The 12,466-nt window shown below is 42.7% G+C and carries 12 protein-coding genes; 7 read left to right on the top strand and 5 right to left on the bottom strand.

Annotated elements, in window-relative coordinates:
* Window positions 1-4: 4 nt before the first annotated feature.
* The gene (locus tag ACWJAF_RS08675; RefSeq protein WP_448863282.1) at window positions 5-1,396 is read right to left on the bottom strand and encodes an MATE family efflux transporter; all 1,392 of its coding nucleotides are present in this window, start codon (window positions 1,394-1,396) and stop codon (window positions 5-7) included.
* A 46-nt stretch (window positions 1,397-1,442) separates the two neighbouring features.
* On the bottom strand, window positions 1,443-2,381 hold the full coding sequence (locus ACWJAF_RS08670) for a D-2-hydroxyacid dehydrogenase (protein ID WP_448863280.1): 939 nt from the start codon (window positions 2,379-2,381) through the stop codon (window positions 1,443-1,445).
* A gap of 21 nt (window positions 2,382-2,402) precedes the next feature.
* On the opposite strand from ACWJAF_RS08670, the gene ACWJAF_RS08665 reads away from it, so the two are divergent.
* Complete coding sequence (locus ACWJAF_RS08665) at window positions 2,403-2,537, top strand: DUF6783 domain-containing protein (RefSeq protein WP_448863278.1); 135 nt, start codon at window positions 2,403-2,405, stop codon at window positions 2,535-2,537.
* Here ACWJAF_RS08665 and ACWJAF_RS08660 read toward each other — a convergent pair.
* Window positions 2,499-3,503 carry a calcium/sodium antiporter gene (locus ACWJAF_RS08660; protein ID WP_296094300.1) on the bottom strand — a complete coding sequence of 335 codons (1,005 nt, stop codon included), beginning with the start codon at window positions 3,501-3,503 and terminating at the stop codon, window positions 2,499-2,501. The two genes, ACWJAF_RS08665 and ACWJAF_RS08660, sit on opposite strands and share 39 nt — an antisense overlap.
* 250 nt (window positions 3,504-3,753) lie before the next feature.
* Between ACWJAF_RS08660 and ACWJAF_RS08655 the strand changes: the two genes are divergently transcribed.
* Together ACWJAF_RS08655 and ACWJAF_RS08650 are read left to right on the top strand one after the other, a co-directional pair.
* On the top strand, window positions 3,754-5,157 hold the full coding sequence (locus ACWJAF_RS08655; protein WP_448863276.1) for an alanine/glycine:cation symporter family protein: 1,404 nt from the start codon (window positions 3,754-3,756) through the stop codon (window positions 5,155-5,157).
* Between the two features lie 183 nt (window positions 5,158-5,340).
* Window positions 5,341-5,610, top strand: a complete 270-nt coding sequence (locus tag ACWJAF_RS08650) for a hypothetical protein (RefSeq protein WP_448863274.1) — start codon at window positions 5,341-5,343, stop codon at window positions 5,608-5,610.
* A gap of 135 nt (window positions 5,611-5,745) precedes the next feature.
* Here ACWJAF_RS08650 and ACWJAF_RS08645 read toward each other — a convergent pair whose 3' ends face one another.
* Entirely contained in the window at window positions 5,746-6,528 is a 783-nt protein-coding gene (locus ACWJAF_RS08645) for a class I SAM-dependent methyltransferase (protein ID WP_448863272.1), read from the bottom strand.
* Window positions 6,529-6,750: 222 nt separating this feature from the next.
* On the opposite strand from ACWJAF_RS08645, the gene ACWJAF_RS08640 reads away from it, so the two are divergent.
* The 3 genes from ACWJAF_RS08640 to thrH are packed head-to-tail and all read left to right on the top strand — an operon-like array spanning window position 6,751 to window position 8,478.
* Entirely contained in the window at window positions 6,751-7,653 is a 903-nt protein-coding gene (locus ACWJAF_RS08640; RefSeq protein ID WP_448863270.1) for a TrmH family RNA methyltransferase, read from the top strand.
* The gene (locus ACWJAF_RS08635; protein WP_448863343.1) at window positions 7,654-7,833 is read left to right on the top strand and encodes an EAL domain-containing protein; all 180 of its coding nucleotides are present in this window, start codon (window positions 7,654-7,656) and stop codon (window positions 7,831-7,833) included.
* Between the two features lie 39 nt (window positions 7,834-7,872).
* Entirely contained in the window at window positions 7,873-8,478 is a 606-nt protein-coding gene (gene thrH / locus ACWJAF_RS08630) for a bifunctional phosphoserine phosphatase/homoserine phosphotransferase ThrH (protein WP_296032322.1), read from the top strand.
* 111 nt (window positions 8,479-8,589) lie between these two features.
* On the opposite strand, the gene ACWJAF_RS08625 is transcribed toward thrH, so the two are convergent.
* On the bottom strand, window positions 8,590-10,233 hold the full coding sequence (locus tag ACWJAF_RS08625) for a SulP family inorganic anion transporter (RefSeq protein ID WP_448863267.1): 1,644 nt from the start codon (window positions 10,231-10,233) through the stop codon (window positions 8,590-8,592).
* 836 nt (window positions 10,234-11,069) lie between these two features.
* Between ACWJAF_RS08625 and mgtE the strand changes: the two genes are divergently transcribed.
* Window positions 11,070-12,458, top strand: a complete 1,389-nt coding sequence (mgtE, locus tag ACWJAF_RS08620) for a magnesium transporter (RefSeq protein WP_448863266.1) — start codon at window positions 11,070-11,072, stop codon at window positions 12,456-12,458.
* Window positions 12,459-12,466 lie beyond the last annotated feature (8 nt).

Below are 12,466 nucleotides of genomic sequence, written 5' to 3'. Positions count from 1 at the left end.
GAGTTTACAATTTTCCTTCCGGAATCTTACTGATAATCGTCTTATAAATTCTGATCAAAAATGCCGTAGACACAATAAATGATATCACTTCCGCAATCGGGAAAGCCCACCATACAACGTGCAGCCCGCCGATCTTAGACAGGATATAAGCTGCAGGGATCAGTACAACCAGCTGACGCATGATAGATACGATCATGCTGAATACTGCTTTTCCGAGTGCCTGGAATACGGTACCGGCAATGATACAGAACCATGCGATCAGGTAGTGGATACCGATGATACGAAGTGCCGGAACACCAATCTTCAGCATGTCAGCAGATGCATTGAACATTCCAAGCAATACCTGTGGGATACCCTCAAAACAGAGGAATCCGATAAAAGTAAGGCAGAATGCAGTTGTCAGACTGATCCTGATCGTCCGGATCATACGCTTTCTCTGTTGTGCACCGTAGTTGTAAGCAATGATCGGTGTGATACCATTGTTCAGTCCGAATACCGGCATGAAGAAGAAGCTTTGAAGCTTAAAGTATACACCGAATACGGCAGTTGCGGTAGAAGAAAACTCGATCAGGATGCGGTTCATCGAATAGGTCATGATTGATCCGATAGACTGCATAATAATAGACGGGATACCAACTGCATAAATGTGTCCGATCAGGCTTATGTCCGGACGGAATCCTTTGAAGCTTAAGGACACTTCATGGTTATATTTGTGATTGCAGGTTCCGGCTACGATGCCGGCTACGCACTGTCCGATGACGGTGGCAACGGCAGCTCCGGTTACCCCCATCTTCGGGAATCCGAGAAGTCCGAAGATCATAATTGGATCAAGTATGATATTGGTGATAGCACCACATAACTGAGAAGTCATACTGAAGATTGTTCTTCCGGTAGAAGTCAGTAATCGTTCAAAGAAAATCTGCGTAAACAAACCAAAAGAAAAAATCATAACTGTACTCAGGTAATCAATTCCAAGATTCATGATCTCGACATCTGCATTTCCAATCTGGCTTGCATAGAACGGTTTTACAATCGTAAAGCCAAGGATTAAGAATACGATGTAACTGATGGCATAGATAAATGCTGCATTATCAGCGATCTTATTCGCTTTTTTAAAGTTGCGCTCTCCAAGGGACCTGGACAGGAGTGCATTCATGCCGACACCGGTACCGGTAGCTACCGCGATCAGAAGTGTCTGAAGTGGAAAAGCTAACGAAACGGCAGTCAGCGCATTTTCTGATAATTTAGCTACGAAGATACTGTCAACGATGTTATAAAGTGCCTGTACCAGCATGGAGATCATCATTGGCAGCGACATATTGAATACTAATTTCCCGACGGGCATCGTACCCATCTTGTTTTCTGCTACAGGAGCAGACGATTGTTTTTCACTCATAAATTCTCATTCCTCCACAGTGACGCCTGGAAATCAGAGCGTCGTTTTATATCAAATTAAAATATTCTTTTACCTGGTTCAAAATAATCTGCATCAACCGTGTACGTGCCTCCACACTTGCCCATGCGATATGTGGTGTAATAAGAAGCCGGCTGCTGTCCTGAACCCGGATCAGAGGGTTGGTCTCGCTCATTGGTTCCTGACATAATACATCAAGTCCTGCCGCCGCAATCTGGTCATCTACCAGAGCCTGATAAAGATCCTGTTCCACCACGATAGGTCCGCGGCCGAGATTGAGGAAGATGCAGGAGTTCTTCATTTTTTCAAATGCCTGTTTATCGATAAGGTTTTCAGTATATTCATTCAGCGGTGCATGTACGGAGATAATGTCCGAAGTGGTAAGTAAGGTATCAAAATCTACCTGTGTATATCCATCCTGGGCCGGGCGCCCGGAAGCGGAGTAATAGATTACATTTGCGCCAAATACCTGTGCAATCTGGGCAACTCTCCGGCCGATCGCACCAAGTCCGATGATACCCCATGTCTTGCCGTTGATCTCTGAAAAATGTTCAGCAAAGTGGGTAAATGAAGTATCGTTGATATAGTTCCCGTTCTTAATGTAGTCATCATAATAACGCAGCTTTTCAAGCAGATAGAAGAGCATGGCAAATGTATGCTGGGTTACCGTCTCTGTCGAGTATCCGGCCACATTTCTCCAGGCAATCTGGTGCGAATCGAGATAATCTTTATCAAGGTTATTGGTTCCGGTGGCAGTAACGCAGACGAGTTTCAGATTCTTTGCAGTGCCGATGGTCTGTTCGTTGATTGGTACTTTATTGATGATCAGAACATCTGCATCTTTGACGCGTTCCGGGGCTTCTTCCGGGGTGGTAAAGTTGTACTTGGTTACTTCACCAAGTTTGTCAAATCCAGATAAGTCAATATCATCGCCGATTGTTTTTTGATCTAAAAATACGATTTTCATAAAACTTCAGTCCTTTCATTTGTGTATTATATTGGAGGAGATCTGAAAAATCATTCCTGTAATCTATATGCCACACTTTGCGGTAGATTTTGCAGAAAGATTTTTTTCAGACACACTCTAACGCATGCAGATATATACCATGTATACTGCATATAAGAGAAGCATAATAATTCCCTCTTTGCGATTAATCTCCTTCGAAGTCCATGCAAAGACCAGTGTGATTACGCTGATCAGAATCAGAAATGCGATATCGATCATATTTTCCATTATGAATCCAACCGGACTTATCGCAGCTGCGACACCGAGTACGAGAAGAATGTTGAAAATATTTGATCCGATGACATTACCAACGGCCATATCAACCTCGTCTTTTTTGGCTGCAACAATGGAAGTCACAAGCTCCGGAAGGCTGGTGCCCATGGCGATAATCGTAAGACCGATGAGTGTCTGGCTGAGTCCGAGGCTGGAAGCAATTGCCGAAGCTCCATTTACAACGAAGTCCCCACCATATTTAATCGCTATCATACCGCCGAGGATAAAGATGATACATTTCCATGCCGGGAGAAGGTTGATGTTAGAAGCAACCTGTTCGATCTCTTCGGCGGAAAGAGAAGTTTTGGATCCGGCAGTGTCGGAATCTTCATCTGCAAAAGTCTGATTACGGGCATTTCTGGCAGACTGGATCATCCAGAGCAGATATCCTGCAAATATAATGATAAGGATGATTCCATCAATATGTCCGAGGGTCATGCCAAGATATCCAAGTAAAAGCAAGAGTCCGGCACAGAAGATAGACAGAGGGAATTCTTTTTGTAAGGTACTTTTCTGTACTGCAAGTGGAACGAATAAAGAACAGACACCGCAGACAACCAGCAGGTTGAAAATGTTCGATCCAATCGCATTACTGATGGCCAGGGTATTGTTGCCAGTGAGGGAAGCAGTGACACTGACTGCACATTCCGGAAGACTGGTGCCCATGGCGACGATCGTCATGCCGATGATCATGGAAGGGATTCTCAGGCGCTTAGCAACGGCAGAGCTTCCTTCGACAAAAAAGTCGGCACCCTTGATTAGCAGGACAAAACCGACAATTAGTATAATGATTGATTTTAATAGTAACATATCATTCTCCTTTTTCTTATAAAACAGATGCAGATGTATTATATCCCAATATACCGGTAATTAAAATACCAGACATTTACATCATAAATCTAAATATAGAGGAAATATCTTCCAGTGTCAATTATGCAATTTTTTCTTTCCAAACTTGCATAATTACTGTATATTTATAAAGAGAGAATAGAACGTGTACTTTCGGAGTTTTCATGCATGTGATTTTGTAAGTACATAAATGTAAAAAAGGAGAAAAATTATGTTGAGTATGGTCATTGACAGCATCAGTTCTTTTATGTACAGTAAATTGCTGATCATCATGTTAATCGGGGCTGGGGGATATTTTACAATCAGGACGAGATTCCCGCAGGTGCGTCTGTTCCGCAGCGCCTGTAAAGCGGTTATGGAGAAGCCGGATGATAAAGAAGCAGTCTCTTCCTTCCAGGCACTTATGGTTTCGACTGCATCACGTGTAGGAACGGGAAATATCGTAGGTGTATCATCGGCAATCTGTATCGGTGGATTCGGATCTGTATTTTGGATGTGGGTGATTGCAATCATCGGAAGTGCCTCTGCTTTTGTAGAAAGTACACTGGCGCAGATCTATAAGAAAAAAGATGAAGATGGCAATTGCTACGGAGGTCCGGCTTATTATATCGAAGCAGCGCTTCACTGCAGACCGCTTGCAATCGCATTTTGCATTTCTATGATTGCAACGTATGCATTTGGATTTAATATGCTGGCATCTTATAATTTGCAGTCTACATTTGCAGGATTTTCTTTTTATCATGCAGATGTGACTCCGTGGATCATCGGCGGCATTCTGGCTGTTATAACGGGATGGTGTCTGCTTGGTGGCGGATCACGTATTGTAAAAGTAACTTCGACATTAGTACCGGTTATGGGGGTTGCATATATTGTGGTGGCACTTATCGTAGTCATCTTAAATATCGGATATATTCCGACTGTATTTGCTACGATTTTCAAAGAAGCATTTGACTTTAAGGCTATCTTTGGTGCGTTTGCAGGATCTGCAATGATGCAGGGAATCCGAAGAGGATTATATTCCAATGAAGCCGGTATCGGTTCCGCACCGAATGCTGCAGCATCAGCAAATGTAAGCCATCCGGTAAAACAGGGACTGGTTCAGATGTTATCCGTGTTCATCGATACATTATTATTATGTACAGCTACAGCAATGATGTGTATGTCATCCGGCATAGAGCCGACAGAAGCACTCCAGGGTGCACCATGGGTACAGGCGGCATTGCATGAATCGCTTGGAGCCTTCGGACCTGCGTTTATCACAGTATCGATGATATTATTTGCATTTACAACATTGCTTGGTAACTGTTTTTATTGTGACAACCTGCTGACGTATATACATAAGAAAAAACCGGGAAAAACATTCATGGCAGGATTCCGTATTGTATGTGCGGTTGTTGTATTTGTAGGAGCTGGTATGGAGATGTCGATGCTGTGGAATATCTCGGATGTACTGATGGGAGTCATGGCAATCATCAACATTCCGGTCATCCTGATCTTGTCTAATACAGCAATGAAAGCATTAAAAGATTACGAAAGACAGCTTAAAATGGGTGTCAATCCGGTATTCAAAAGCGCAGATATCGGAATGAAGCAGGAGCTTGACTGCTGGAAATAGTCTGGAAGTTGGTAATGCTATGGGTAATAAAGTAATCAGATAGTGAAAAGATAGTGCCATAGATAATAAAGCAATCGTGTAGCGGAAAGATAACGCTATAGATAAATGAGGTATAATATAAGAGGAGTTGCCTATGGCAGGTCCTCTTTAAAAATTAGGTGGAAAATAAGGAGAAAGAAAAATATGTATTATGTACCGGATGGAACAAAAGAATGTGGATATTATGAATGCAAAAAATGTGGTAACAGATTTTTATCATTACAGACAATGCAAAAAATTCCTTGTCCGGATTGCGAAATGGAAGTAGATTATGAGATTGGTCCGGATGAATCGCTGGAGGATGTGTTAGATACCGCGGAATTGCTGGAGAAGATTGAGGGTGCAGAAGAGGTAGAGAAGATGGATGCGTTGCTTAGTCTGGCAATCACCGGCGGGGATTGTAATTGGATATAGTTGCTATTTAATACACTTGTTTATTGTGGCATCCCGGTTCATGAGAAAACGCTGCAAACAGGATACCAGCGCTTTCTCATGTCGTGACTGGAGCCGAAAGTGTATGAAATAGTTGAAGGGCGTAACTGTGAGTGCTTACCCCGGAAGTTTTTGAAGAATATCCACCGTATGTGATCCCGCCCCCACAAGCTCTGGTCTTTCACACACAGACAGATGATAACGGATAAATGTCTCAAACGTCTTGTCATCCATCGCATTCAGGACTGGGCGCATGTAGTCGGAAGGTCCGTCGGCGGAGATGACCTTGATGCGTTTTAGTCCGGCGGCTTCGTTGTAGGCATCCATGTCTTCCAGTCTTACATAATCATACAGATCTTCCGGTTTTGGCTGAACACGGAAGTTTTCATCAATCTTACCATTTTCAATACATTCTAAGATGTGGTTCTGCTTGAAGCCATAAGTAAGAACACTGTATTCATTCATGCAGTAGGCAACTAACATTACCCCATCGTCTTTTAATACCCGTTTGGCTTCTGTCAGGGCTTTTACTTTATCTTCCATGGAGTATAGATGATACATCGGTCCGAATACCAGGACAACATCGAATTCCTTATCTGGAAATCGGGATAACTTCATGGCATTTCCCTGATAAGCTTTTACGGAGCTGTTCTTCTTCTTTAAGATTCCGAGATTATACTTTACCAGTTCTACGGCGGTTACATCGTAACCTTCTTCAGCAAGTGCCACGCTGTAACGTCCGGTTCCGGCGCCGACATCGAGAATCTTGGCGGATTTGTCTTCCGGGAGGTATTCGTGGATGTATTTCATAGAAGTGGTGAATTCCACCTGGCCGTGGCGGCTTCCAAGGCGTTTTTCTTCGTTGAATTTATTATAATATTTTTCGAGTTCAGTCATCATAGTGAAAAAGTCTCCTTAGTAAAATTTCGTAATTAAACTTTAACATATAGTTGCGGATTATGTACAAACATATTTTATTTTTTCTGATTACATCATATAATGATTCCAGGAATCTGTTCGTACTTGTACGATAGAACTTTTGATACCGAAGTAGTGTAGCTTAAGAGTAATCTGTGGTATTTTATGAAGAGATATAGAAAAAAGATGATAGAGGAAAATATAATGAAGCATTTTGAAAATGAGAAAGAGGAAGGTGCTAAAAGCATAGAATATATAGAAATTAAGCATTTTAATGCTCCGGAACTGGATGTCTATGCAAGACTTACAGAGGCACAGCTTCTGAATAAAGATCATCCAGAGGATGGACTGTTCATAGCTGAAAGCCCGAAGGTGATTGGAAGGGCATTAGAAGGAGGGTATCAGCCGGTATCGGTACTGGTAGAGAAAAAGCAGATGCTGGAAGATGCAGAGACGATAGAAATTCTAAGGAAATGTGGAAATATTCCGGTGTATACAGCAGAATTTGAAGTGCTTACAAAGCTTACTGGATTTAAGCTGACCAGAGGAATGCTGTGTGCAATGAAAAGAAAAAATCTGCCAAAGCTGCAGGATATCTGTAGTGGCTGTAAGAGAATTGCGGTTCTGGAAAATGTAATGAATCCTACAAATGTAGGAGCAATTTTCCGTTCGGCAGCAGCTTTACATATGGATGCTGTGATATTGACTCCGGGATGCAGTAATCCACTTTACAGGAGGGCAAGCCGTGTCAGTATGGGGACAGTGTTCCAGATTCCGTGGACATTTGTGGATAACTCTTTTGTGTGGCCGGATGATGGTATGGCGTGTTTGAGAAAAATGGGATTTAAGACGGTTGCGATGGCGCTGAAGGAGGATTCGGTAAATATTGATGATCCGGATCTTATGAAAGAGGAAAAGCTGGCAGTCATTCTTGGAACAGAAGGGGATGGCCTGGCAGATGCGACACTGGCAAAATGTGATTATACAGTGATGATCCCGATGTCGCATGGAGTGGATTCATTGAATGTTGCGGCGGCAAGTGCCGTGGCTTTCTGGGAGCTTGGAAAGAATTCATCCACATATCAGAAAAATGAAGAAAAGGAATAGATCGATCTGGCACATCATCTGGATATGAAGGTGATCGCAGAAGGTGTGGAGACGAAAGAGCAGGCAGATTTCCTGAAGAATTATGGATGCGATTATCTGCAGGGATTCTATTTTTCCAAAGCGGTTTCAGAAGAAGAGTTTGAAAAACTTCTGGATTCGCAGTCAGGTATTGTGATATGATAAAAAGCAAAATAAGGCAGATACAGGAGGAACGAGAAAATGTATATTACATGTTTGGATGTTGAAGGAGTATTAGTACCGGAGATCTGGATTGCATTTGCAGAGGCAAGTGGAATTCCGGAGCTGAAAAGAACGACAAGAGATGAACCGGATTACGACAAATTGATGCGGTGGAGACTTTCGGTATTAAAGGAACATGGACTTGGCATCAAAGAGATTCAGGAGACAATTGCGAAGATTAATCCGCTTCCGGGAGCAAAAGAGTTCTTAGATGAACTACGTTCGTTCAGTCAGGTCATTCTGATCAGTGATACATTTACAGAGTTTGCCATGCCTTTAATGGAAAAGCTTGGCCGTCCGACACTCTTCTGCAACAGTCTGGAGATTGCGGAAGATGGCGAGATCACGGACTTTAAGATGCGTGTGGAAAATTCTAAGCTCAGTACGGTAAAAGCACTGCAGTCTATCGGATTTGAAACAATCGCAAGTGGAGATTCTTATAATGATCTGGGAATGATTCAGGCCGGAAAGGCAGGATTCTTATTCAGAACAACAGACAAGATCAAAGAAGATTATCCGCAGATCCCGGCTTATGAGACATATGAGGAGCTGCTTGGGGCAATTAAAAAAGTAATTGGTGTTTAATACACTAATTCATTGTGACCTCCCGGTCCATGAGAAAGCGCTGGTAGGCAGTAGTGTATAAAATAGTTGGAGGGCGTAACCGTGGTAACTTACCCCGGTTACGCCCTCCAACTATTTGATTAAGCCCTCCGCATGCGCAAGCGCCGCGGAAATATTAGGACAGAAGTTCTCCTCCCCTACCAGCTCTACAAATCCAGCTTTCTTCATAACCCGCATCGGCTGTTCATTAACATGCGAGAATACCAGGGTGATTCCTTTTCCTTCACATACTTTTACAAGATTCTGAAGTGCGTTCATTGCTGTACTGTCGATGGCAGGTACGCTTCTCATACGCAGAACCAGACAAGTAGTGAAATCCTTGATCACGATATGCTCAATTGCATCTGCCGCACCGAAGAACAGAGGTCCTGTGATCTCGTAGACACGGATCTGCAGTGGCAGTTTCTGGAGATGTTCGTTGACATCCGGTGTATCGTCATCTACATATACCCAGCTGTCTATATGGGTTTCTTCACTCATACGTTTAATAAAGAGAAGACAAGCAAGCACCATACCGATTTCAATCGCAACAACCAGGTCAAACAGAATGGTAAGGATGAAGGTGGTAAACAGTACGATGATGTCACTCTTTGGTGCGGTACGGATCAGGTGAACGAAAGTACGCCACTGACACATATTATAAGCAACGATGAAAAGAATCGCCGCAATCGTTGGCATCGGAATCATTCCGGCAAATGGCATCAGTACAACAAGTACGATAACCAGTGTGATAGAATGAACCATTCCGGCAACCGGAGTACGTCCGCCGTTTTTAATATTGGCAGCTGTTCGTGCAATGGCTCCGGTAGCAGGAATTCCGCCAAATAAAGCAGATGCAATGTTACCGGCACCCTGGGCAACCAGTTCCATGTCGGAACGATGCTTTCCATTGATCATTCCGTCTGCAACTACGCAGGAAAGGAGTGATTCGATCGCAGCAAGTACCGCAATCGTAAATGCATTTGGAATCGCATTTTGTACAACCTCCAGATTAACGGAAGGAATATGGAAGGATGGCAGGGAATTACTGATCGTATAAAGATTTCCAATTGTGGATACTTTAAGCGGCAGGAATTTTACCATCAGGATTCCAATGATAACAGCAATCAGTGAACCAGGGAGTTTCTTAAAGATCATCGGGGAGATGATCAGGATCGCAAGGCTTACAATGCCAACGATCAGCGCATCTTTGTTCGCTGTTGAAATATTTTCAATAAATGCCTTGAATTTTTCAGTAGTTTCGATTGGCTTTACGCCGTCCGGATAAGTAACTCCAAAGAAATCTTTTAATTGTCCGATAACGATCGTGACTGCAATTCCGGAAGTAAATCCCGTTGTAATGGTATATGGGATGAACTTAATCAGGCTTCCGAAGTGGCAAAGCCCCATCAGGATCAGGAAGATACCTGCAAGGATGGTTGAAATCACGAGTCCGTCCAGTCCGTCTTTTGCAACGATACCTGCAACGATGGTTGCAAATGCCGCAGTTGGTCCTGCAATCTGTACACTGCTTCCGCCAAGGGCAGAGATGACGAATCCTGCAACGATGGCGGTAAAGATTCCGGCTTCCGGCCCGACACCAGATGCCAGGGCAAGCGCAATGGACAGCGGAAGTGCGATGATCGCAACGATGATACCGGCAGTCACATCCTTTACAAACTGAGTACGGTCGTAAGATTTCAGTGAAGTCAATAACATTGGTTTCAATGAATTCATGTGTAAATATTACCCTCTCTCTCTTTTGTTTTATTCCTCTAATCTATAAAAACAACACCAAAAGTATAGCATAAGAAATAATAGGGGTGTGGTATGTTTGAATTTATATACAATATTACGAATAAAATACTGCAAATAAGTCAGTTTATGTAAGAGAGAGGGGAGCTGCGTAATAGAAGAAAAGTAAAATGAAAGTAAATCAAAGGAAAGTGCTTGAAATTCATATCTTAAGCGTCTATAATAGTTGCGGGCAGTGAAAAACTGCTATGTATTTTTGAAAAAATTCAACGAAAAAGGCAGGTGAACAGAATGGACGGTTGCGATAGTCATGGGCGAAGTTGCAGCATAGGATGGAAATCAGAATATTTAAAAAGCGACGGTCGGTTCTGTTATATTTAAGCCGCAGATATCTGCAGGAGGGTATCGGTGGCAGAGTCTGTAGACCGTTACGATATATAATGAATATATGATAAATTTCTTTTATTTCTTATCCTATTTTCCCAATGAGTATTACAAGTGAATATGTGCAGTCGTTTATGTAGGAAATGAAATCCTACAGTTGTATATGCAGGATGAATAATATCTTGTGTATGTTTTACAATGCGAAAAAACAGACAGTGGAGAGCAGAAAGATATGCGGAAAATAAAAGAGCATAGATTCTTTTTGATACCGCAAGAAAAGCTGCCAGTGGCAAGTTCTATGTATACCATAATATGCAAGAGAAGCTGCCGGCGGCAGGTTCTATGTATGTAAAAATATCTGCCGGAAACTGTCAGCGTCAGCAGGGTATATTTTGTACCTCTGTGGGCGAGGAAAAAGGATAGGAGGTAGAGGTATGGAAAACAAAGATTATACAGCCGAGATACTGGAAATTATCAGAAGCAATACTTCACCGGGTATCATGCGCAGTAAACTGGAAGATTATCATGCGAATGACCTTGCAGAAGTTTTCCCACAGTTAAAAGTATCAGAAAGAAGAAAGGTATGTAGAATTCTGGATCTGGATATGCTTTCTGATATCTTTGAGCATATCGATGAACAGGAGGCAGCTGAATATCTGGATGAGATGGATATTAAGAAAGCAGCAGCAATCCTATCAGCGATGGAGACGGATGCGGTAGTAGATGTGCTTCAGATGATCCCGAAGGACAAGAAGATTCTTCTGATCGAACTGATGGATGATGATGCCAGAAAAGATATGGCAGTGATTGCTGCTTTTGATGAAGATGAGATCGGAAGCAGGATGACAACGAACTGTATTATGATCCGTGAGAATCTTACAGTAAAACAGGCTATGAACAGTCTGGTAGACCAGGCGGCAAAGAACGATAACATTTCCACGTTATTTATGGTAACGGAGGATAATACATTTTATGGAGCGATGGATCTGAAAGATCTGATCATTGCGAGACAGGAGTCTCCACTGGAAGACCTGATCGCAACATCTTATCCATATGTATATGGTAATGAGCTGATCGATGACTGTATCGAAAGGCTGAAAGATTATTCAGAAGATTCCATCCCGGTTCTGGATAATGATAATAAGCTTCTCGGAGTTATTACATCCCAGAGCATGGTAGACCTGGTCGATGACGAGATGGGTGAAGACTATGCGAAGTTCGCCGGTCTGACCGCAGAAGAAGATCTGAAAGAACCATTAAAAGAAAGTATCAAAAAGAGACTTCCATGGCTTCTGGTATTATTAGGACTTGGAATGATCGTTTCATCCGTTGTTGGATTATTTGAAGAAGTGGTAAGTCAGCTGACGATTATCATGTGCTTCCAGTCATTGATTCTTGACATGGCCGGTAACGTAGGTACGCAGTCACTGGCGGTAACGATCCGTGTACTGATGGATGAGTCCCTGACAGGAAAGCAGAAAGTAGAACTGGTATTTAAGGAAATGAAGATTGCATTCTCGAACGGTTCGATCCTGGGAATTCTGTCGTTTGCACTGATCGGGCTATACATTGCATTATTCAAAGGAAAGACGTTTGTATTCGCATATGCGGTATCTGGATGTATCGGAATCTCACTGCTGCTGGCAATGGTAATCTCAGGAGCGGTCGGAACACTGATCCCGCTGTTCTTCAAGAAGATCCATGTAGACCCGGCAGTTGCATCAGGACCACTTATCACAACGGTCAATGACCTTGTAGCGGTTATATCATATTATGGACTGAGCTGGATCTTCCTGATCAATATGATGCATCTGGTTGGATAGAGTGAGTA

The organism is Dorea sp. (assembly GCF_977044405.1).
Note: the sequence above shows the minus strand (reverse complement) of the source record. Positions and strands in the feature narration are given on the sequence as shown.

Excerpts from the sequence above, each read along its gene's own strand:
- thrH (WP_296032322.1), top strand. The coding sequence starts at position 7,873 with ATGTATATTACATGTTTGGATGTTGAAGGAGTATTAGTACCGGAGATC.
- ACWJAF_RS08645 (WP_448863272.1), bottom strand. The coding sequence starts at position 6,528 with ATGATGACTGAACTCGAAAAATATTATAATAAATTCAACGAAGAAAAA.
- ACWJAF_RS08655 (WP_448863276.1), top strand. The coding sequence starts at position 3,754 with ATGTTGAGTATGGTCATTGACAGCATCAGTTCTTTTATGTACAGTAAA.
- ACWJAF_RS08675 (WP_448863282.1), bottom strand. The coding sequence starts at position 1,396 with ATGAGTGAAAAACAATCGTCTGCTCCTGTAGCAGAAAACAAGATGGGT.
- ACWJAF_RS08625 (WP_448863267.1), bottom strand. The coding sequence starts at position 10,233 with ATGAATTCATTGAAACCAATGTTATTGACTTCACTGAAATCTTACGAC.
- ACWJAF_RS08670 (WP_448863280.1), bottom strand. The coding sequence starts at position 2,381 with ATGAAAATCGTATTTTTAGATCAAAAAACAATCGGCGATGATATTGAC.
- mgtE (WP_448863266.1), top strand. The coding sequence starts at position 11,070 with ATGGAAAACAAAGATTATACAGCCGAGATACTGGAAATTATCAGAAGC.
- ACWJAF_RS08650 (WP_448863274.1), top strand. The coding sequence starts at position 5,341 with ATGTATTATGTACCGGATGGAACAAAAGAATGTGGATATTATGAATGC.
- ACWJAF_RS08660 (WP_296094300.1), bottom strand. The coding sequence starts at position 3,503 with ATGTTACTATTAAAATCAATCATTATACTAATTGTCGGTTTTGTCCTG.
- ACWJAF_RS08640 (WP_448863270.1), top strand. The coding sequence starts at position 6,751 with ATGAAGCATTTTGAAAATGAGAAAGAGGAAGGTGCTAAAAGCATAGAA.